The sequence below is a fragment of the Streptomyces gelaticus genome, from assembly GCF_014649535.1.
GTDB lineage: Bacteria > Actinomycetota > Actinomycetes > Streptomycetales > Streptomycetaceae > Streptomyces > Streptomyces gelaticus.
In genome coordinates, this window is record NZ_BMTF01000028.1 from 25415 (window position 1) to 46339 (window position 20925).

15 protein-coding genes are annotated in these 20925 nt (G+C 73.4%); 9 read left to right on the forward strand and 6 right to left on the reverse strand.

Features of this window, described 5'->3' with window-relative positions; all coding sequences use genetic code 11:
- Positions 1 to 109 precede the first annotated feature (109 nt).
- From IE107_RS29500 to IE107_RS29535, 8 genes are all read left to right on the forward strand, one after another.
- Positions 110 to 1762, forward strand: a complete 1653-nt coding sequence (locus IE107_RS29500; RefSeq protein WP_189547450.1) for a dynamin family protein — start codon at positions 110 to 112, stop codon at positions 1760 to 1762.
- Positions 1759 to 3654, forward strand: coding sequence for a YfjP family GTPase (locus IE107_RS29505; RefSeq protein ID WP_189547409.1), 1896 nt, complete (start codon positions 1759 to 1761; stop codon positions 3652 to 3654). The genes IE107_RS29500 and IE107_RS29505 overlap by 4 nt, the downstream gene beginning before the upstream one ends.
- A 99-nt stretch (positions 3655 to 3753) precedes the next feature.
- Positions 3754 to 4290 (forward strand): single-stranded DNA-binding protein, encoded by a 537-nt coding sequence (locus tag IE107_RS29510; protein WP_189547410.1) that lies wholly within the window; start codon positions 3754 to 3756, stop codon positions 4288 to 4290.
- Positions 4291 to 4539: 249 nt separating this feature from the next.
- Positions 4540 to 5985 carry a Cys-Gln thioester bond-forming surface protein gene (locus IE107_RS29515; RefSeq protein ID WP_229867340.1) on the forward strand — a complete coding sequence of 482 codons (1446 nt, stop codon included), beginning with the start codon at positions 4540 to 4542 and terminating at the stop codon, positions 5983 to 5985.
- 108 nt (positions 5986 to 6093) lie between these two features.
- Positions 6094 to 6240, forward strand: coding sequence for a hypothetical protein (locus IE107_RS29520; RefSeq protein WP_189547454.1), 147 nt, complete (start codon positions 6094 to 6096; stop codon positions 6238 to 6240).
- A gap of 131 nt (positions 6241 to 6371) precedes the next feature.
- Positions 6372 to 8036 (forward strand): energy-dependent translational throttle protein EttA, encoded by a 1665-nt coding sequence (ettA, locus tag IE107_RS29525; RefSeq protein WP_189547412.1) that lies wholly within the window; start codon positions 6372 to 6374, stop codon positions 8034 to 8036.
- Positions 8037 to 8041: 5 nt separating this feature from the next.
- Complete coding sequence (locus IE107_RS29530; RefSeq protein ID WP_189547413.1) at positions 8042 to 8464, forward strand: acyl-CoA thioesterase; 423 nt, start codon at positions 8042 to 8044, stop codon at positions 8462 to 8464.
- Complete coding sequence (locus IE107_RS29535) at positions 8461 to 9141, forward strand: DUF8010 domain-containing protein (RefSeq protein ID WP_189547414.1); 681 nt, start codon at positions 8461 to 8463, stop codon at positions 9139 to 9141. Before IE107_RS29530 ends, IE107_RS29535 begins: the two co-directional genes overlap by 4 nt.
- Positions 9142 to 9230: 89 nt before the next feature.
- On the opposite strand, the gene IE107_RS29540 is transcribed toward IE107_RS29535, so the two are convergent.
- The 6 genes from IE107_RS29540 to IE107_RS29565 all read right to left on the reverse strand — a co-directional run bounded on the left by IE107_RS29540 (position 9231) and on the right by IE107_RS29565 (position 19792).
- Positions 9231 to 10427 (reverse strand): serine hydrolase domain-containing protein, encoded by a 1197-nt coding sequence (locus tag IE107_RS29540; RefSeq protein ID WP_189547415.1) that lies wholly within the window; start codon positions 10425 to 10427, stop codon positions 9231 to 9233.
- Positions 10424 to 11974, reverse strand: coding sequence for an alpha/beta hydrolase (locus IE107_RS29545; protein ID WP_189547416.1), 1551 nt, complete (start codon positions 11972 to 11974; stop codon positions 10424 to 10426). The genes IE107_RS29540 and IE107_RS29545 overlap by 4 nt, the downstream gene beginning before the upstream one ends.
- A gap of 112 nt (positions 11975 to 12086) precedes the next feature.
- Positions 12087 to 13049: an ATP-binding cassette domain-containing protein gene (locus IE107_RS29550; protein ID WP_189547417.1), complete on the reverse strand. Its 963-nt coding sequence runs from the start codon at positions 13047 to 13049 to the stop codon at positions 12087 to 12089.
- Complete coding sequence (locus IE107_RS29555) at positions 13046 to 15883, reverse strand: permease-like cell division protein FtsX (protein ID WP_229867341.1); 2838 nt, start codon at positions 15881 to 15883, stop codon at positions 13046 to 13048. The genes IE107_RS29550 and IE107_RS29555 overlap by 4 nt, the downstream gene beginning before the upstream one ends.
- A 1-nt stretch (position 15884) precedes the next feature.
- Positions 15885 to 19202 (reverse strand): FtsX-like permease family protein, encoded by a 3318-nt coding sequence (locus IE107_RS29560; protein ID WP_189547418.1) that lies wholly within the window; start codon positions 19200 to 19202, stop codon positions 15885 to 15887.
- Positions 19203 to 19387: 185 nt separating this feature from the next.
- A complete protein-coding gene (locus tag IE107_RS29565) occupies positions 19388 to 19792 on the reverse strand; it encodes a globin (RefSeq protein WP_189547419.1) in 405 nt (134 codons plus the stop codon).
- A 138-nt stretch (positions 19793 to 19930) separates the two neighbouring features.
- Here IE107_RS29565 and IE107_RS29570 point away from each other — a divergent pair, with 138 nt between their 5' ends.
- Entirely contained in the window at positions 19931 to 20911 is a 981-nt protein-coding gene (locus tag IE107_RS29570) for a methyltransferase domain-containing protein (protein ID WP_189547420.1), read from the forward strand.
- Positions 20912 to 20925: the final 14 nt, after the last annotated feature.

The window sequence follows — 20925 nt, forward strand, 5'->3', positions numbered from 1 at the left end:
CACTCGTCCCCTCTGTCCCGACTTCGTCCCTGAGGGAGAACCGGCGCGCAGGGGTGGCTATACGCTTCAAAAAGGCTCCAAAATTGGGCATTCTTCGCATGTGGTGACCTTGGACGTACGGCCTCAGCTCATCGACGCACTCTCCGCCCTGCGCGACCGTGTCGCCGCCGTGCGTCTTCCACTTCCGCTGCCCGGGGCCGCGCGCGCCCGGCAGACCCGGGGAGAGCTGCTCGCCCAGCTCGACGACTATCTGCTTCCCCGGCTCAGGGATCCCGAAGCACCCCTGCTCGCGGTCATCGGCGGATCGACCGGGGCGGGCAAGTCGACGCTGGTCAACTCGCTGGTGGGCCGGCCGGTCAGCGAGGCCGGGGTGCTGCGGCCGACCACCCGGACACCCGTGCTCGTCTGCCATCCGGATGATCACCACTGGTTCGCCGGGGTACGCATCCTGCCGCAGTTGACCCGGGTCTGGCTGCCGCCGGAGGAGTCCCGGGCGCCCGGCCGGCGCGAGGACCTCGACAGGCTCGACGGGTGCGAGAAGGAGGACGGGACCGCCTTGCGGGTCGAGACCTCGCCCGGACTGCCGCGCGGGCTCGCGCTGCTCGACGCCCCCGACATCGACTCGCTCGTGGTGCGCAACCGGATGCTGGCCGCCGAGCTGATCTGCGCCGCCGACGTGTGGGTGATGGTGACCACCGCCTCCCGGTACGCGGACGCGGTGCCCTGGCATCTGCTGCGTACCGCCAAGGAGTACGACGCCTCGCTCGTCACCGTTCTCGACCGGGTGCCGCACCAGGTGATCGCCGAGGTGTCGCGGCAGTACGGGGCGCTGCTCACCCGGGCGGGTCTCGGCGAGGTGCCGCGCTTCACCATTCCCGAGCTGCCCGAATCGGCCGGCGGCGGCAGCGGGCTGCTGCCCACTACGGCCGTCGCCCCGCTGCGGGCCTGGCTCACCCACCGCGCCCAGGATCCGGCGGCCCGCCAGCAGGCGGTGGGGCGCACGGCGGCCGGGGTCATCGACTCGCTGGACGTACGGATGCCAGAGCTGGCCGGGGCCGTCGCGGCGCAGTACGCGGCGGCCGTGCGGCTGACCGGCGTGGTCGAGGACGCGTACCGCACGGAGGGCGCCCGGGTCCGGCGCAGGCTGCGCAACGGCGGCGTGCTCGCCGGGGACGCCCGCACCAGATGGCGCGGATACCCGCTGTACAGCACCTCCGGCGAACTCCTCGAAGCACTGGTCGAAAGCCTTTCCGCGCTCCTCCGGTGCGCCGTGGCCGCCGCCGACGAACAGATCCGCACGACCTGGCAGCGCGAGCCCGCGGCCGGGAATTTCGGCTTCGAGGGCATCGGCCGGGAGGCCGGGGGCTGGGGGCCCGCCGAGGACATCCGGGGCCGGATCACCATGGCCGTGCGGCGGTGGTGGCGGGTCCTGGAGGAGCTGGCCGAGGAAGAGGTGCGCAGCCTGGAACGCAACGCCGCCCCCGACGCCGAGACCGTGGCCGCGCTGCTGGCCGCCGCACTGCTCGGCGGGCGCCGCGCCCGGGGCGCCGGGGAGCAGCTCGCCGAACGGATCGGCGCCCAGGGCGCGCTGCGGCTGCGCGACAAGGGCGGGGCGCTGCTCACCGACTGCCTCGACCGGGTGCTGAACGGCGAGCGCGACCGGCGGCTCGCACCGCTCGACGCGCTCGACGTGGCCCCCGAGCCGCAGGCCGAACTGATCGCCGCGCTGTCCGTACTGCAGAAGGAGAGGAGGCAGCGATGACTGCCGTCACTGACGAGGGGCCCGGCCGGGTCGTCGGTCCCGCTTCCCACGAGGAACCGGACGGGCCGGGTCAGGTCCCGGACGCGGGCCGGATCCCCGAGGCGGGCCGGGAGTGGAACGACGGGCTCATCGCACGGCGGGCGAAGGCCAGGGCGGCGGATCCCGAGCTCGAAACCGCTCCGGACGACGACGTACGGCCGCCCCAGGTCGAGGCCTACGTGCCCTCCGGCGGACCGCTCAGGCCGCGGCTCGACGCGCTGCGCGAACTCGTCGGGCTGTCCAGGGCCCGGCTCGACGGGGACACCCTCGCCGAGGCGGGCCGGGTGCTGGACGAAGCGGCGGCCCGACAGCGGCTCTCCTCCCGGCACACCGTCGTCGCCATCGCCGGGGCCACCGGCAGCGGCAAGTCGACGCTCTTCAACACCCTCGCCGGCGCCCAGATCTCCGACACCGGGCTGCGCAGGCCGACCACCGCCGCCCCCCTCGCCTGCTCCTGGACCGACGGGGCCGCCGGACTGCTCGACCGGCTCGCCATCCCCGGCCGGCTCAGGCGCAGGCCGCAGCAGGGCGGCGCGGACGCCGACGAGGCCCTCCGGGGGCTCGTCCTCGTCGACCTCCCCGACCACGACTCGGCGGCGACCGAACACCGCGAACAGGTCGACCGGGTGCTCGGGCTGGTCGACGCCGTGATCTGGGTCGTCGACCCGGAGAAGTACGCGGACGCGGCCCTGCACGAGCGCTATCTGCGGCCGCTCGCCGGGCACGCCGAGATCACCTTCGTCGTCCTCAACCAGATCGACCGGCTGCCCGGCGACGCCGCCGACCTGGTCCTCGACGATCTGCGCCGGCTGCTCGACGAGGACGGCATGGCCCTCGGCGAGCACGGCGAACCCGGCGCCACCGTCATGTCCCTGTCCGCGCTCACCGGCGAGGGCGTCGGCGAACTGCGCGAGGTGCTCGGCCGGTTCGTCCAGGAGCGCACCGCGGCGGCGCGCAGACTCTCCGCGGACGTGGACGCCGCCGCGGCCGGGCTCCGCCCGGTGTACGTGGCCGAGGGGCGCCCCGGTCTCGGCGAACGGGCCCGCGAGGAGTTCGCCGACCGGCTGGCGGACGCCGTCGGCGCGTCCGCGGCGGGGCAGGCGGCCGAGCGCGAGTGGCGCAGGAACGCAGGACGGGCGTGCGGCACGCCCTGGCTGCGGCTGTGGCGCTGGTACGAGTCCACCCGGCGGTCCGGGAGTCTGGAGCACCCGGCGCTGCCCGATCCGCCCGAGGAGCAGCTCACCGCCCGCCAGTGCGTCGAGCAGGCGGTACGGGCGGTGGCGGACGAGGCCTCCGACGGGCTGCCGGGCCCCTGGGCGCAGGCGGTCCGCGAGGCCGCGGTGCAGGGTGCCGAGGGGCTGCCGGAAGCGCTCGACGCGCTGGCGGAAAGGGCCGGCGCGGAGCAGGTGCCGGACGGTGCGGCGGTCGTGGTGACGGGGGTGGCCGGGGCCTCCGGTGCGGCGCACAGCGGCCGGGTGGGCGGGAAGCCGCCGCGGCCGAGGTGGTGGCCCGCCGCGGTGCTGGCGCAGGCGTCGATGACGTTGCTGCAGATCTTCGGCGGTCTCTGGCTGGTCGGCCAGATCGTCGGCGTACTCGAACCGGGGTACCTCACGCCCGCCCTGGTGATGATGGCAGGGATCGTCGGCGGCCCCCTGGTGGAGTGGTCGTGCGCGGCCGCGGCGCGTGGGCCGGCGCGACGGTACGGGCAGGAGGCCGAGCGGCAGTTGCGCGAGGCGGCGGCGGCCTGCGGCCGGGCCCGGGTGCTCGATCCGGTGGCCGCCGAACACGTGCGGTACCGCGAGGTGCGGGAGAGGTACGCGGCGGTGACGGAGATTTCCACAACCGGCGGGTAGTCCACAGGCGCCGGCAGGATTTCCGCCTCCCCTTCAACCTGGGACCAGTGACCGCGTGGACGCGATCGCTGATCCGAAGGCCGAAGGGGAGGCGGAGTCATGAACGACACCTTGGTGACATTGGTGGGCAATGCGGCAACGGGCGTGGAATTCCGGGAGACCGCGACCGGAGGAATGGCGCGATTCCGGTTCGCGGTGACGCCGCGCCGCTGGGACCGCGAGAAACAGCTCTGGACGGACGGGCACACCAGCTTTTACACCGTGTGGGCCTGGCGGACCCTGGCCTTGAATCTGGCCGGTTCCGTTTCGGTCGGGGAGCCACTCGTCGTGCACGGCAGGCTGAAGGTGCGCGAGGAGGAACGCGAGGGGCAGCGGCGGACGTTCGTGGACATCGAGGCGGTCGCGGTGGGTCACGATCTGACACGGGGGACCGCCGCGTTCCGACGGGTCATGCGGGGGGACCCCGCGCTGACGGCGCGGGTGGGGAGCGCGGACAGGCCGGACGAAAGGCCGGGCGACGGGCCGGGCGACGGGCCGGGCGATCCCGGGGGGCCCGGGGGAGAGGCGGAACGTTCCGGGAACAAGCGGTCGACGGGGCGTCAGAAAGCCGCGCAGGAGCTGGTGTCGGTGCCGTGACAGGCCGACAGTGGCTGAAAAGGGGCTGAAAAAGGGCCGGAAATAGACTGGGTTGGGCCGGGGTGGCGAACGCGAGTGATACCGGCGATAACGATTCCGATTCGGAATGGTTGTACGACGGTACGACGGGGGACTGTTCATCGCTTCGTCCTTAGGATTCCCCAGTACTCACGGGGCACTTGAGTCGACTGGCGGGGCAGTCCCCACACGCGCATCAGGCGCGGAAGGTCCCGCCCGGAGGGGAATTCTGTGTTTTCTGCTTCTTCAGCGACCGCTTCGTCGTCCTTGGAGACGACGGCCAGTTCTCCGAGGCGGCGCGGCATGGCCCGGCTGGCCGCATCAGTGGTGGCATCGGGTCTGGTCATGGCAGGCGCCCTCGTCGGCGCGGGCGGCGCGGTCGCAGACGAGACGCCGCAGCACCAGGGCGGCGCGGCAGCGGTGCTGGACGGGTTGAAGACCTTCGACCGCGCCGTGCTGCACGCGGACGGCAGGAACCAGGAGCTGCCCGCCGGCCTCTTCGAGATGACCGTCGACGGCGGCGGCAAGCTCAAGACGTACTGCATCGACATCCACAACCCCACCCAGGACCAGGCGAAGTACCTGGAGACCCCCTGGAACCAGACCTCGCTCGGCAGCAACAAGAACGCCGGCAAGATCCGCTGGATCCTGGAGCACTCCTACCCGCAGGTCGACGACCTCGCGGAGCTCGCCCAGAAGGCCGGCACCGGGCCGCTCACCGAGAAGACCGCGGCGGCGGGCACGCAGGTCGCCATCTGGCGCTACTCGGACAACGTCGACATCGAGGCCAGCGACAGTCAGGCCGAGAAGCTCGCCGACTGGCTGGAGGACAGCGCCGTCGATCAGGCCGAGCCCAAGGCGTCCCTCGCCCTGGACCCGGCCGCGGTCTCCGGCAAGTCCGGTGAGCGGCTCGGCCCGGTCACCGTCCGCACCAACGCCGGCCAGGTCTCCGTGACCCCGCCCGCCGACGCCGCCAGCGGTGTGAAGGTCACCGACAAGGCCGGCAAGCCCCTCACCGCCGCGGCCAACGGCGCCGAGCTCTACTTCGACGTGCCGGAGGGCGCCGCCGACGGCACCGCCTCGCTGACCGTCCAGGCCACCACCTCGGTGCCGGTCGGCCGGGCCTTCGCCGGTGTGACCAAGAGCCAGACCATGATCCTGGCCGGTTCCAGCGAGACCACGGTCTCCGCGGTCGCCACCGGGACCTGGGCCAAGAAGGGCGCGATCCCGGCCGTCTCGGCGAAGAAGAACTGCGCCAAGGGCGGCGTGGACGTCACCGCGTCCAACGAGGGCGACGAGGCCTTCACCTTCGAGCTGGCCGGTGTGAAGCACACCATCGAGGCGGGCAAGTCCGAGACGGTCACCGTCCCGGTCGCCGAGGACCAGGCGTACGACTTCACGATCACCGGCCCCGGTGGCTTCACGAAGACGTTCAAGGGCGTCCTGGACTGCAAGACCAGCGGCAGCGCCACGGGCGGCACCGAGACCCAGACCGGTGGGGACAAGACCCCGGCCACGTCCGGCGGCAGCTCGACCGGCGGCTCGGGTGACCTCGCCGAGACCGGTGGCTCCAGCGCCACCCCCGTCATCGCGGGCGTCGCGATCGCCCTCGTCGTCGTCGGCGGCGGCGCGGTCTTCCTCCTCCGCAAGCGCAAGGACCAGACCTCCGCACAGTGATCCCGCACCGTCGCCCCGCAGCCGGATCCAGGGGGTGACGAACAGGAGCGGACTGCCACGTCCGCCTGCTGAAGGCCCCGGTACGCCGACGCGCACCGGGGCCTTCGCATGGCGGCCGCACCCCTGTTCTCGCCGACCGACGGCGGTGCCTGGGTCCGCGACGATGCGGGGATGGCCCCCTCGGTCCTCAACACCGCCGACGGGCAGGTCCGCGGCACCTACGAGGCCTCAGTGACCGGCGGCGACGGCCAGTGATGGATCCGCCACGAGCGGGGACGGTGAAGGGGCAGGTCGCAGGCCCCCGGTGAGACTGGTTTCCGTAGAGAGGCGGCCGTCAGGCAAGATGGGGTGTATCTGCCCACACATCGATAGCCGGACGGTTTCTCTTGGCTGAGTACATCTACACCATGCGCAAGACGCGCAAAGCGCACGGCGACAAGGTGATCCTCGATGACGTCACCCTGAACTTTCTGCCCGGCGCGAAGATCGGTGTCGTGGGCCCCAACGGTGCCGGTAAGTCCACGGTGCTGAAGATCATGGCGGGCCTGGAGCAGCCCTCCAACGGTGACGCGTTCCTGTCGCCCGGATTCAGCGTCGGCATCCTCATGCAGGAGCCGCAGCTCGACGAGGCGAAGACGGTCCTGGAGAACGTCCAGGACGGCGCCGCCGAGATCATGGGCAAGCTCAAGCGCTTCAACGAGGTCGCCGAGCTCATGGCGACCGACTACTCCGACGAGCTCATGGACGAGATGGGCAAGCTCCAGGAGGACCTGGACCACGCCAACGCGTGGGACCTGGACGCCCAGCTGGAGCAGGCCATGGACGCCCTGGGCTGCCCGCCCGGCGACTGGCCCGTCGTCAACCTCTCCGGTGGTGAGAAGCGCCGCGTCGCCCTCTGCAAGCTGCTGATCGAGGCCCCCGACCTGCTGCTCCTCGACGAGCCCACCAACCACCTCGACGCCGAGTCGGTGAACTGGCTGGAGCAGCACCTCTCGAAGTACGCGGGCGCCGTCGTCGCCGTCACGCACGACCGCTACTTCCTGAACAACGTCGCCGAGTGGATCCTCGAACTCGACCGCGGCCGCGCGTTGCCCTACGAGGGCAACTACTCCACGTACCTCGACAAGAAGGCCGCCCGCCTCAAGGTCGAGGGCCGCAAGGACGAGAAGCGCGCCAAGCGCCTCAAGGAAGAGCTGGAGTGGGTCCGCTCCAACGCCAAGGGCCGGCAGACCAAGTCCAAGGCCCGACTCGCCCGTTACGAGGAGATGGCGGCCGAGGCGGAGAAGATGCGGAAGCTGGACTTCGAGGAGATCCAGATCCCGCCGGGCCCGCGGCTCGGTTCCATCGTCGTCGAGGTCGAGAACCTCTCGAAGGCCTTCGGCGACAAGGTCCTCATCGACGACCTGTCGTTCACGCTGCCGCGCAACGGCATCGTCGGCGTCATCGGTCCGAACGGCGCGGGCAAGACCACGCTGTTCAAGATGATCCAGGGCCTGGAGACCCCCGACACCGGCTCCATCAAGATCGGTGACACGGTCAGGATCTCCTACGTCGACCAGTCCCGCGCCAACATCGACCCGAAGAAGACCCTCTGGGCCGTCGTCTCGGACGAGCTGGACTACATCAACGTCGGCCAGGTCGAGATGCCCTCGCGGGCCTATGTCTCCGCGTTCGGCTTCAAGGGCCCGGACCAGCAGAAGCCGGCCGGCGTCCTGTCCGGTGGTGAGCGCAACCGCCTCAACCTGGCGCTGACCCTCAAGGAGGGCGGCAACCTGCTGCTCCTCGACGAGCCCACCAACGACCTCGATGTCGAGACCCTGTCCTCGCTGGAGAACGCCCTCCTGGAGTTCCCGGGCGCCGCGGTGGTCATCTCCCACGACCGCTGGTTCCTGGACCGCGTCGCCACGCACATCCTGGCGTACGAGGGCGAATCCAAGTGGTACTGGTTCGAGGGCAACTTCGAGTCGTACGAGAAGAACAAGGTCGACCGCCTCGGCGCGGACGCGGCCCGCCCGCACCGCGCCACGTACAAGAAGCTCACGCGAGGCTGATCGTCTTGGCTCGTCACATCTACAGCTGCCCGCTGCGCTGGTCGGACATGGATGCCTTCGGCCATGTGAACAACGTGGTCTTCCTCCGCTACCTGGAGGAGGCACGCATCGACTTCATGTTCCGGCTGGCGCCGGGGGACGGTTCGCCGTCCTTCTCGGGCGGCTCCGTCGTGGCCCGGCACGAGATCGACTACGTGCGTCCGCTGGTCCACCGGCACGAGCCGGTGACCGTCGAGTCGTGGGTCACGAAGATCGGCGCGGCGTCGCTGACGATCGCGTACGAGATCAAGGACCCGGACCAGGTGTACGTACGGGCGTCGACCGTCGTCGTGCCGTACAACCTGGCCGAGGAGCGGCCCCGGCGGATCTCCGCCGAGGAGAAGCTCTACCTCCAGCAGTTCCTGGCCGAGGAGCCGGCCGCAGCATGACGGTGCCCGTACGGTCGCTGGAGTTCGCCGACCCGAGGGAGGCCGCGGATCTCGCGGCCTTCCTCGGCCGGCTGCTCCACTACGACCGGGCCGCCGCGGTGCGGATGCAGGCGGGCGGCGGTGCGCTGGCCGTCTTCGGCAGGCCGCCGTCGTTCGAGGTGCTGGCGATCCGGGCGGCGCGGCTGGCCGTGCCGGACGACTTCGACCTCACCGTGTCCGCCGGTGAACTCCTCGAATCCCTCGGGGAGTCCACCGACGCCGGAGTGATCCCGGCACCCGTCACCGGGCCGCCGTGGACGGGTGTCCTCCCGCCGCGCGGCGGCTGGCACGAACTGCCGGGCCTGCCCGGCCCGGTCTCCCTGCGCACCGCGGTCACCGCCGCGGTGGCGGAGTTCCGTTCCCGCGACGAGGCCCTGCCCGAGGAACGCCGCACCCGGGCGGAGCGGGACCGGATCGGCCGCGAGATCTGGTCGCGCACGCTCGCCGGTACCGGACTTCCGCTGCGGGCCGTGCACGCCGCCCAGTCCCTCGGCTTCCTCCGCCCGGCGCCGGACTTTCCGGTCGCCCTGCTCGCGGCCGGGTCCTGGCTGCGGCTGCGCACCCCGTTCGGCTCGATCGCCGTGCGCGGAGCGGGCAGCGGGCTCGGCACGCTCGCCGTGACGGTGGGCGCGGGCTGAACGAGAGGCCCGCGACAGGAACCGTCCGGACGGACCGGGAGGACTGAGGCAGGTCCGCCCCCGGTCCGCCCCTGATCCGCCGGAGGGGCCTAACCGGTCAGGGCCCTGTCCACCAGCCGGAGCGCGGCCAGGTTCTGGGCGTCCTGTGCCGGGTCGCCCATCCGCAGGGTGAACGTGGCACTGGTCGCGGCCCGCGCACCGTCCGGCGTCACCCCGCTCTCGGAGACGATCCCCAGATGGGTTCCGCCATGGAACCAGATCCCGCCGTCGCTCCCCGCCACCGGGCGCCAGGCGATGCCCAGTCCGTAACGGACCCCCGGCGCCGCCACCCAGTCCTCGGCCACGACCGTCTCCTTCATCGCGGACAGCTGGGCCGGGCGCAGCAGCCGGCCGCTCATCAGGGCGCGCAGGAAGACCCCGTGGTCGTGGGTGGTGCTGATGACGGAGCCGTCCGCTCCGCCGCCGAAGGCCAGCGTCGTGTCGGTCGGCCGGGCGCAGCCGGGGAACCAGGTGTACGCGGTGGCCGTGGGCCGGGGCAGGTACGGCGAGGTCCCCGGTGTGAACGTGCGGCGCAGGCCCAGGGGTTCGATGATCCGGTCGTGGATCTCCTGCGCCCAGGGATTGCCGGTCACCTGCTCGATGATCAGGCTCGCCAGCACGTAGTTGGTGTTGGAGTAGCCCCAGCGCCGTTCCCGGGCGGGGTGTTCGGCGTCCGGTACCCACAGGGGCGGCCGGCTCAGGGCCGCCTTCAGCTGGTTCTCGGGGGTCGTGGGTCGGAACCGCGCCCGGCGGTAGCCGTCCGGGGTGAACGCGTCGGCCGCGTCCGGTGAGACGGCGAGATAGTCGTTCAGCCCGCTGGTCTGGCGCAGCAGGTTGGCGATCGTGATCCTGCGGCCGTCGTTGCCGTTGCCCCGCACGGCGCCGGGCAGCCACCGCTCGACGGTGTCCGTGAGCGCGAGCCGCCCCTCGCCCGCCAGCTGGAGGGCGAGCGTGGCCGTGAAGGTCTTGGTGTCGCTGCCGATCCGGTAGGAGGAGTCCCAGGGGACCGGGTGGTGCGGTGTCCGCAGGCCGGCGGTTCCGGCACGGGCCGTCGTGCGGCCGTGGGCGCTCTGGACCTCGGCCAGTACGCCGGTGGCGCCGGTGGCCAGGATCGCGTCCACATCGCTCTGGAGACGGCCGCCGATCCGGTCGGCGCGGTGGGGTGCGGCGGCCTTCGCCGCGGGTCCGGACGCCCCGGTGAGCAGGGCCGCCGCCGTGGCCGCCAGGCCCGTACGTCTGCTGATCACCGGCCCTCCCCGGTGCGGGAGCAGGTCAGGTCGGCGCCGGGCAGCGTGCCGTCGCGCAGGTAGCCGTTGACGGCCTCGTCGGCGCAGGGGACGGGGGTGAGGCCGTCGAGTCCGCGCCCGTACACCCCGTGCGAGCGGATGTCCGCCGTCACCAGCCGTGAACCGGTCAGCCGGCGGTGCAGGGCCAAGGCCCCTTCGTAGGGGACGTTGTTGTCGCGCCGGGCCTGGAGCATCAGCACCGGTACGTCGTTGCCGATCACCGTGGCGGGCTCGCGGGAGGTGCTCGTCCAGAACGCGCACGGGGCCACCATGCTGTTGACGAGCGGGCCGAAGACGGGCTGGGTGGTGCGGCTGCGCTCCATGTTCTGCCAGTACGTCTCCGGGTTCCTCGGCCAGCCACCGGCCGGCCAGCCGCTGTCGCCGCACATGAAGAGGGCCCCGCCCAGCATGCTGTCCGCCAGCTCGGGCGAAGCGAGCAGTTCGAGCATGGCGGCGAGCTCCGGGCCGGGCTCGACCGGCCTGCCCGCGGCGGCGTCGGCCAGGTCGCGCACCGTACCGGCGAGCGCCGGGTCGTACTCCTCGTGCTGGATGAGCTGCCTCAGCACCAGGCGCAGCAACGGCGCGTCGAGCCGGACGCCGGAGACGGTGACCGGGCGCCGCTCGGCCCCGTCGAGCAGGCGCTGGACGCTCGACCGCACTTCGGCCGGCGTGCTGCCGAGCCGGTAGGTGCCGTCCCGCCGTGCGGTCCATCCGGCCCAGGCGTCCAGTGCCTCTTCGAGCGGCCGGCCGGCCCGCTGGAAGAGTTCGTACTGGGTGGCCGCCGGGTCGGTCGAGGAGTCGATGACGATGCGGTCGGCGCGGCGGGGGAACATCTGGGTGTAGACGGCGCCCAGATCGGCACCGTACGAGACGCCGTAGTACGACAGTCTGCGCTCGCCCAGTGCCGCGCGGATCGCGTCCATGTCGCGGGCGACGTTCCTGGACGTGGCGTGCGGGAGGAGCCGTGCGTTGTCCCCGTGCTCCAGGCAGCGGCGCGCGGTGTCGCGGGCGGACCGCACCGACTGCTCGAAGTCCTCGCGGCGGGTCGTGGTCGGGCCGGGCGCGGGTGCCGGGGCGGCGGGTCCGCAGGCGATCGGAGTGGACTCGCCGAGGAATCGGGGATCGAAGCCGATCAGGTCGTAGCGGTCCGCGACGTCCTTCAACGCGGGGCGCAGATAAAGGGTGTTGGCGAGCCCGGTGCCGCCCGGACCGCCCGGGTTGGACAGCAGGACGCCCCGCCGCCCGCCGTGCTCGGTGCCGGCCTTGATGCGGGAGACGGCGATCTTGATCGTCGGACCTCCGGGGTCGGCGTAGTCGAGGGGAACGGTCACCTTCGTGCACTGCGCGCCCGCCTCGTTCAGCTCCTGCTGCCGGGGCGGGCAGGGGCCCCAGACGAGCCGCTGGTGGACGGGCGCGGCGGGCGCGGCGGGGGTGGCCGACGCGGGCACACCGCCCGCGAGTAGGCCGGTCAGGCCGATGCCGGCGGTGAGCAGTGGGGCGACGCGCATCGTGCTCCTCGGATCAGGTGGATGACTCCCGCACGACGCTAGGGGCGTACGCGGTGCGAGAACATCGGGTCACCCGGCCGAAGCGACCTGGGGCCAGCCCCACCAACATCCGTCACGGGTGCGGCTGTTCGTCCGGCCAGACCCCGATGTGGTCGTGCTCCAGCTCCAGCATCACCCGGTGCTCCATCCCGAGCGCCTCCGTGTAGTCGGCGGGCAGTTGCAGCCGGCCCGCCCGGTCGAGCATCGCGTACTCCCGGGCCACCTGGGACTCCAGGCCCGTGGCGGCGTCCACCTCGGTGCGGCGCAGCACCTCGGAGGAGGTACGGCCGTCGCGGATGGCGACCGTACGGCGGACCTCGTCGGCCACCGCCTGGTCGTGCGTGACGATCACGATGGTGGTGCCCAGCTCCTCGTTGGCCCGGCGGAACGCCGCGAAGACCTGCTCGCCGGTGGCCGAGTCGAGCTCGCCGGTCGGTTCGTCGGCGAGCAGCACCGACGGATTGTTGGCGAGCGCGACCGCGATCGCCACCCGCTGCTGCTGCCCGCCGGAGAGTTGCTGCGGGCGCCGGTCGCGGCAGTCCGCGACCTCCAGGATCCGCAGCAACGACTCGGCGCGGGCGGCCCGTTCGGCACCCCGGATCCGGCCCCGGCCGCGCAGTTGCATCGGCAGGGTGACGTTCTGGACGGCGGTGAGGTACGGGAGCAGATTCCGGGCGGTCTGCTGCCAGACGAAGCCGACGACGTCCCGCCGGTAGCGCAGCCGCTCCTTCGGCCCCATCGACAGCAGGTCGCAGCCGGCGACCTTCGCCGCCCCCGCCGTCGGCACGTCGAGGCCCGCCAGGATGTTCATCAGGGTCGACTTGCCGCTGCCGGACGCGCCGACCAGGGCCATCAACTCGCCCTCGGTGACCAGGAGATCGAGGCCCTGGAGGGCCTGCACCTCCACCCCGTCCGCGGAGAAGATGCGGACCAGCCGGTCGCAGGCGATCAGCGCGTCGTGCCCGTACGAGGGCCGGTCGCGGCGCGCGACGGCGCGCTGTTCGAGCTCGGCGAGTGTGGTGTCGGGCGAGGTCATCGGGGGTCTCCTGACCTGAGTTCGGTGATCGGTCGGCGGCGGCCGGCCCACCACGCCTGGACGGCGGCCACCGCGCCGGTGAGGACGACCACGCCGAGCGCCGGAAGCGTCAGCGACCACGGGTCGGCCCGCAGCGCGGCGGTTTCGGGTGCGGTGGGTCCGGGCCCGGCGGAGAGTGCGAGGCCCACCAGATCGACGCCCGGTGCCAGCAGCACGATCGTCGCCCAGCCGACCAGCACCCCGCCGAACGCCGCCGGCAGTGCCTGCGGCAGTGATTCGAGACCGAGCAGCCGTCGGCCCTGCCGGGAGGTGAGGCCCATGGTCCGCAGCCGGGCCAGCAGCGCCGTGCGCTCCGGCGCGGTCCGCAGCAGCGACAGCAGGACGGCGAGCAGGGCATAGCCCGCGCCGGCCACGATCGCCGCCGCGTAGATTTCCCAGGCACCCCGCTGCAGGGGGGTGTCGACGAATGCCTCGCGCTCCTCGGAGCGCAGCCTCACGGAGAGGCCCTCGCCCGCGCGGTGTGCCGCCGCCCGCAGCGCCTTCGCGTCCGGGGAGGCGCCGGTGACCAGCAGGGCGGTGGTCTGCCTGCGGGTCAGCGACGCGGAGTCGACGATCAGGAAGTCGCTGTCGGGGACGGCGGCGGTGCGCGCGACGACGCCCGCCACGCGCACCCGCAGGTCCCCGGCAGGCGTGGAAAGCTCGCGCGGCCCGTCGCCGAGCTCCGCGGCGACGGACGGCGACGCGATCACGGGCAGCACCGCGTCCTTCGACGGGGCGGACCCCTTCGCCGCCGCGCCGCCCGTGGCCCTCAACCGGTCGGCGGGGAACGGGCCGAGGCCCGTCGACCGGGCCAGCCGCGCGTACGCCGCCGGCTCGACGCCCAGCACGGCGGCGCTCTTCATGCGGCTGTTCCCGGCCGGGTCGGTGGGCAGCGGCACGCTGTACACCACCTGGACCGCCGCCACCTCCCGTACGCCCTTTGCCGCCCGTACCTCCCGGATCAGGCGGTCCGGCAGCGGCACGGCGTCGAGCAGGCCGCTGATCCGGGCGTCCGCGCCGACCGCGTGCAGGGCCGCCCGGTCCCGCGCGTCCGCGACACCCGTGAGCACCGAGCCGCCGAACGCCGCCGTGGTCAGCGCGAGCAGCAGCGCCAGCAGCGGCAGCGCACCGCCCGCCGAGGTCCGTCCGGCGCGGGCCAGCGACAGGAAGCCGACCGCACCGCGCCGCCGGGCGACGGCCCGGGAGGCGAGACGCAGCGGCAGCGGCAGGAGCCGTACCAGGACCAGGGCGGCGATCAGCCCGACGAGTACGGGGGCGGCACTGACCAGCAGGTCGCCGCCGTCGCCGCCCGTACCGCGCCGGCGCAGAGCGACGACCGCGGCGACGGCCAGCACCAGTGCGGTGAGTTCGGCGACCGTGCGCCGCCGTGACGGGCGGGCGTCCATCAGATCCTCGCGGGCCCCGGGCGGTCGCGGCCTGCGGTGCGCCGGCACCGCACCCAGCGGCTGGGCGAGGCAGACCAGCGCGGCGACGGCGGCGGGCCCCACGACGGAGGGCCACAGCCGGCTCCCGTCGAAGAACGGCACGGTGATCAGCAGCCCCAGGGCCGCCGCGGGCACCGCGATCACCACCGTCTCGGCGAACAGCCTGCCGCAGATGCCGCGCATCGACCCGCCGCGTGCCCGTAGCAGCGCCAGTTCGGCGCGGCGCCGCCCACCGATCAGCCCGGTGGTCATCAGCAGGACGACGACGGCGACGGCCCCGATGCCCACCGCGGCGACCGTGACGACGGGGCCGATCGCCGTACGGACCGTGTCGTACTCGGTGAGGACCGTGTCCAGGTCGGTCGCGAAGGTGGCGTTGGGGCCGGCCACCGCGCGCATCCGCACCAGGCCGGGGCCGCCCTCCAGCGAGGCGATCGACGAGCGCAGCCCCGCCACGCCGGAGGTGGTGAGACCGGAGGGGTCCGGTGCGAACCGCCAGAACATCTCCGGCTCGCCCGTCGTGGCGAGCAGTGCGGGCGCGGCGTCCGGCGGCAGCAGGACGGCCGCGGTCCAGTAGTGACGCGGGGGGATCAGATTCGGCTCGGGGACCAGCGCCGGGGTCCGGAGCAGCGGCTGGGTCGACCAGTAGACCGTCCGGGGGTGCTTCGGGGCGACGATGCCGGTGATCCGGACGGTCAGCCGCTTCCCGTTCTGGGTCGGTACGGAGATGGCCGCACCGGGCTTCGCCCCCAGGGCCTTCGCCGTCTCCTCGGTGACCGCGCCCTCCACCTCGGGGGTGTTCTCGGAGACCTCGCCGTGGACGGCGGGCCACTTCCCGGCGCGCAGGGTGGCGTGGTCCGGGAGGGCGGACAGGGTGGAGTAGCTCAGCTGGGGGTCGACGCGGTCCGGCCTCGGCAGCCAGCCGTCCGGGGCGGGGATCGGTTTGCCGGTGCGGAAGCCGTATGCGGAATCGGCGGTGCCGGGCCGCACCTCGGCGGGCAGCGCGGACCGCAGCTGCCGGTGGACGGACGCCAGCGCCGCCTCGCGCACGGCCTCCTCGCGATGTGCCTGGGGGAACTGCAACTCGGGCTGCGGACTGCTCAGTTCCAGAACACTGTGCCGGGGGTCCGCGGCGGTGATGTCGTGGCGCAGCCCCTCGTTCTCGTGCTGCTCGACGGCGCGTGGGAAGGCGGCCGCGAGGAACGACGTCAGCAGGACGAGCAGCCCCAGCGCCCAGGCCGTGCCGGGAGCGGTGCGCAGCCGGGTACGGACCCAGGGCGCGGCGGCGCGGGCACCGCCGTCCCGGCCGGAACGAGCGGGGCGAGCGGAACGAACGGAACGCTCAGTCATGTCAGTTGTCCCCCTGGACACGCAGCGAGGTCGCGGGGTCGGCGCCGCGCAGAGCCAGCGCCACGACGCTCACCAGCGGCAGCGCGGCCACGCCTGCCAGCAGCGCCGCGATCTGCCCGGCCGGCAATTGCACCAGCACCCCGGGCACCGGCGCGGTGGCCTGTCCGGTCAGTACGACGAGCGGTACGACGGCGCGGTTCAGCACCGCCCCGAGCACGGCCCCGACCAGCAGCGCGATCGCGATCAGCACGCCCTGCTCGGCGGCGATCATCCGGGTCAGCCGTCGGCGCGGGGTGCCCAGCGCCCGCAGCACGGCGAACTCGGCGGCCCTTTCCCGCTGTGCTCCGACGGCGCTCACCGCGAAGCCGACCGCGGCCAGGGCCGCCGCGACCACCGCCACCGCGGGCAGTGCGGACTGCGGTCCGGCGCCCAGCGGATCGCCGACCAGCTCCCGCGCGACCTCGTCCCGCACCAGGACCTGCGCCGGATCGGTGTCGGGCAGCGCCCGCAGCGCGGCGGCGGCCTCGGCGGCCTTCCCGGGGGCGGTGCTCAGCCACCACTCGTTGGCGGTGAGCACGGCGTTGGGGCGCTGCGCGAAGACCCGGCCGACGGCCCCGAAGTCGAGCAGCAGGGCTCCGCCGTCGCGGTCCTCCTCGACGCGCCCGGCAGCGGAGTCGTCCGCGCCGGTGCCGGTGGTCGGCAGCCGGCGCACCACGTCCACGATCCTCACCCGGACCGTCTCGCCGGCCAGGGTGACATCGACGCTCTGGCCCTTCTTCGCTCCGGCGGCTTTCAGATACGCGTCGGTGACAATGGCCTTCGGCATCGGCGCCGTCGGGCGGGGCACGGTGACCCGTACGGAGAAGGCCGGCGTGTACTCCCACATGTTCGGGGCGGAGCCGGGGTCGTACTCGAAGGCCAGCGGGCTCTTCGCGGAGGCCGTCGTCTCCACCGCCCCGCCGGGCTCCGCCTCGCCACCGGATCCGGTGCCGGTCAGCTCGGCCTGCCAGCCGAAGCCTGCGGGGACCGGGACCGGCCGCTCCGTGCCGTCGGCCGTCACGGTCCGCAGGGCGCCGATGCCGAGCCGGTGGGATCGGCTCGGGCCGGTCGGCCGGTTGCCGCTCAGCTCGAACCCGGCCACGGCGAGGTCACCCGAGGCCGCCACCGCGAAGTCGACCGGATGCGTCTTGCCGTCCACGGGCACGGTTCCGGCCGGCACCCGGTAGGGCAGACCGTAGCGGTCCTCCAGCAGCACGGCGAGGGCCGGATCGTCGGCCGTCCCCGGGTGTGCCCCGGCCGCCGTGATCCGTACGTCGAAGCGGAGCCGCTCGCTGTGCTCCGGCAGCACCAGCCCTGCCCGCGCGGTCCTCGGCGGGTCGAGCGGGTCGAACAGCCGCTCGCGCGGCCGGTCGCCGAGGTCGTCGCGGATCAGCATCCGCTCGGTGGCGTGCGCGGTGTCCAGGGCGAGCACCGCGGCGGTGCGGTCGCCCGAGAGCTCCGTGGTCGTGCGGAACGCGGGCGCGGCCTCCCGTACCCCCGGCAGCCGTGCGTACCTGCCCGCCTTCGCCGGATCGTCGTCGGCGCCGGTCGTCACGCGCACCGACGCACCGGTCCTGAAGTCCGCCTGGTCGCTCTGCGAACGGTCCCAGGAGGCGCGCTGCCCGACGGCCAGCATGCCCATCGCCACCGCGAGGACCAGCAGCAGCACGGGCCCCGCGTTGCGCAGCGGGCGCCGGCTGAACTGCCAGCCGGACAGGGCCGCGATCAGCCCCCGGCCGCCCGCCGCGCCGCGCTCCGCGAGCCGGGCCGCGGGCGGCAGCAGCCGCAGCGTCAGTACGGTGCCCGCGAGCAGCAGCAGCGCGGGCGCCGCGACCAGCAGCGGATCGACGCCGAGCCGGCCCTGCCGGTCCCCGCTCAGCGCACCGCCGCCGACGTCCGTGGCCCGGCGGTCGAGCTGCCAGTACGCCACCGCCGCGATCACCAGCAGGCCGAGGTCGGCCCCCGCCCGGAGCGGCGCGGGCAGCGATGCGGCCCGGCCGGCCCGGCGCTCCCCGGCGCCCGCGGCCAGCGCGGGCGCCACCACGGCCAGCGCGCAGGCGAACGCGGTGACGACGGCGACCAGCCAGACGGTGGGGGTTGCGCCGCCGTCGAGCCGCAGCCCGGTCCGGGACAGCGACCCGCGGCTCGCGAGCAGCCGGGTGAGCGGCCCGGCGAGCAGCGGCGCGACGAGCGCGGCGGGCAGCGCGAGCAGCAGTGCCTCGATCGCGGCGAGCGCCGTGATACGGCCGCGTGATCCGCCCCGGGCCCGCAACAGGCGGGTCTCGCCGTCGCGTTCGCTGCTCAGCAGCCGGGCCACCAGCAGCAGCGCGTATCCGGCGAGCAGCACCAGCTGGACGGCCACGATCATCAGCGTCGAGCGGGAGACCAGCAGGGCGCGGTCGATCTGCTCCAGCACCCGGGGGAGCGAGGTCCGCGCGGTGGCACCGCTCTTGAACTCGGGGGCCGAGGTCACCGTCTTCGGAGCGGCCGTGGCGGCGCTGTGCAGGGCGTCGATGCGGTCCGTGGTGACCGTGCGGAAATCAGCGGCCGCCAGCCAGGACACCGTTCCGGAACTGATCCGTCCGGAACCGCCCTGGCCGGGGCCGGTGAGCAGCGGACCGTAGGTCGTGAAGGCGAGCTTGCGGACGCCGCGCCCGCCGAGCTCGTCCAGCTGCCAGTACGGATCGGCCGGGTCGGACGCCTCGTACACGCCCGTCACCAGGACATGCAGCGGCTTGTCGGTCAGCCGGTCGGTGACGGTGATCCGTGAGCCGGGCTTCAGCCCGAGCACCTCGGCGGCCTGCCGCGGCAGGGCGACCTGGACGGGCCCGGCGGACTTCCCACCCGGCTTCCCGTCGGCCGCCGCCGGCATGCGGCCCTCGGTGATACGGACCCGGCTGCGGTCGATCGAGGCGAAGTGGGTGAGATCGGGTTCGCCGCCCCGGGCCTGCGGGGCCCGCAGCTCGCGCGGCAGCGCGTACGCCCCCGACGTCTCCAGGGTCCGGACGGTCACCGGAAGGCCGTCGAAGGCCTCGCGGGCCGCTTTCCGGGCGATCGCGTCGGCCGCGTCCCGCTGCGCGGGCGCCACCTGAGCCGACATCACGAGGGAGGCGGCGGCCGCCGAACGGTGGGTCAGGGCCTGGCGGAGCGCCGCATCGCCGACGGAGCCGGAGAAGGCGGTCAGCGCGGCCAGCACCGAGGTGGTCAACAGCACGGCCAGGAGGGCCGCGGAGAGCAGGAGCCGATGGGCCCGTACCCGGAGAAAGACGAACCCCGTCACTCACGCCCCCTGGCCCTCATCACACACACGCCCCCCGGCGTTCTTCGGATGCTTTCAAGGCGCATGCGCTCTTGGAAACCGCTTGCGTCCGTACTTGATCCGATTGTGACCGTATATCGGTGATGGAGGACCGCATTCCGTATTCCGGGCCTCCGGAGACGGCGGGAGAGGGAAGAGCGGAGAGCTCAGTCCTGGGTGTTCACCATCGAGGCCGCGGCGTACGTCAGGTAGTCCCACAGCTGCCGGTCGTGCTCCGGCGCCAGCCCGAGCTCGTCGAGGGCCACCCGCATGTGGCTCAGCCAGGCGTCGTGCGCCGCCCGGTCCACCCGGAACGGGACGTGCCGCATCCGCAGCCGGGGGTGTCCGCGCCGCTCGCTGTAGGTACGGGGCCCTCCCCAGTACTGAATCAGGAACAGCGCGAACCGGTCCTCGGCCGGGCCCAGATCCTCCTCCGGGTACATCGGCCGGAGCAGCGGGTCCTCGGCGACCCCCTGGTAGAAACGGTGCACCAGGCGCCGGAAGGTCTCCTCGCCGCCGATCTGCTCGTAGAAGGTCTGCTCCTGCAGCGTGTCGCGCGGAATCTCAGTCACCCGTCCATCGTCGCAGACGCACCGGCCGAGTACCGGGGGCCTAGGACCACCCGGCAGCTCCCGGCGGCTCCCGGCAGATCAACGGCTCGCCCGCCCGGGTTCCTGGCCCCCGGGACCTCGGCGCAGGAAGGTGGAGGTATGGACGCACACACCGACCGGTTCGCCGTGGCCGCCGCCGAGGAGCGGTGGGCGATGGTGCGCTCCATCGTGGCCGGCGGGGCGCTGGGCGATCCCGACTGGCGGGCCGCCTTCGAGGAGGTGCCGCGCCATCTGTTCGTGCCGTACTACTTCGTGGCCGGCGGCTACGACCGCCTGTGGTGCGAGGACCCCGACCCGGTCCGGCGGGCCCGCTGGCTGCGCGGGGCGTACCAGGACGGGCCGCTGGCCACCCGGATCAAGGACGGTGAACTGATCTCGTCGAGCAGCCAGCCTTCGCTGATGGCCCGGATGCTCGAAGAACTGGACGTACAGGACGGCCAGCGGGTCCTGGAGATCGGCGCGGGCAGCGGCTACAACGCGGCGCTGCTCTCCCACCGGCTCGGCGACGACGCGGTGACCACCGTCGACCTCGACCCGGAGATCACCGAGTCGGCCCGCAGGCACCTGGCGGCGGCCGGGTACCACCCGACGGTGATCACCGGGGACGGGACCCGCGGCTGGCCCCGGCGCGGTCCGTACGACCGGATCATCGCGACCTGCACCCTGTCGTGCGTACCGCAGCCCTGGCTGGAGCAGTGCGTACCGGGCGCCCGGATACTGGCCCCGTTCGCCACCGGACTGATCGCGCTGCGGGTACAGGACGGGGCACACGGCAGATACGCCGAGGGCCGGTTCCTGCACACGGCCGCCTACTTCGTACCGCTGCGCGGCACCCCGGGGCGGGCGGCACGGCGCCCGCCCACCGGCACGGTGCCGAGGCGCTTCAGTGAGAACGATCTCTTCCGGTTCATGCTGGAGCTGACCGAGGGCTCCCTCGATCCGCACGAGGCCCTCTCCCTCTGGCGGCGCGAGCAGCGCCCCGAGCGGGAGAGGTTCGGCATCACCGTCCGGGACGGGCGGCAGTGGGCCTGGCTGGACGACCCCGAGGGGCCGTACGCCTGGCCACTGCCCACCGTGTGACGCGGATCAGCCGA

Coding starts and splice junctions, on each gene's coding strand:
- IE107_RS29535 (WP_189547414.1), top strand. CDS start 8,461: ATGACGGTGCCCGTACGGTCGCTGGAGTTCGCCGACCCGAGGGAGGCC.
- IE107_RS29520 (WP_189547454.1), top strand. CDS start 6,094: ATGGCGGCCGCACCCCTGTTCTCGCCGACCGACGGCGGTGCCTGGGTC.
- IE107_RS29550 (WP_189547417.1), bottom strand. CDS start 13,049: ATGACCTCGCCCGACACCACACTCGCCGAGCTCGAACAGCGCGCCGTC.
- IE107_RS29545 (WP_189547416.1), bottom strand. CDS start 11,974: ATGCGCGTCGCCCCACTGCTCACCGCCGGCATCGGCCTGACCGGCCTA.
- IE107_RS29570 (WP_189547420.1), top strand. CDS start 19,931: ATGGACGCACACACCGACCGGTTCGCCGTGGCCGCCGCCGAGGAGCGG.
- IE107_RS29555 (WP_229867341.1), bottom strand. CDS start 15,883: ATGACTGAGCGTTCCGTTCGTTCCGCTCGCCCCGCTCGTTCCGGCCGG.
- IE107_RS29505 (WP_189547409.1), top strand. CDS start 1,759: ATGACTGCCGTCACTGACGAGGGGCCCGGCCGGGTCGTCGGTCCCGCT.
- IE107_RS29510 (WP_189547410.1), top strand. CDS start 3,754: ATGAACGACACCTTGGTGACATTGGTGGGCAATGCGGCAACGGGCGTG.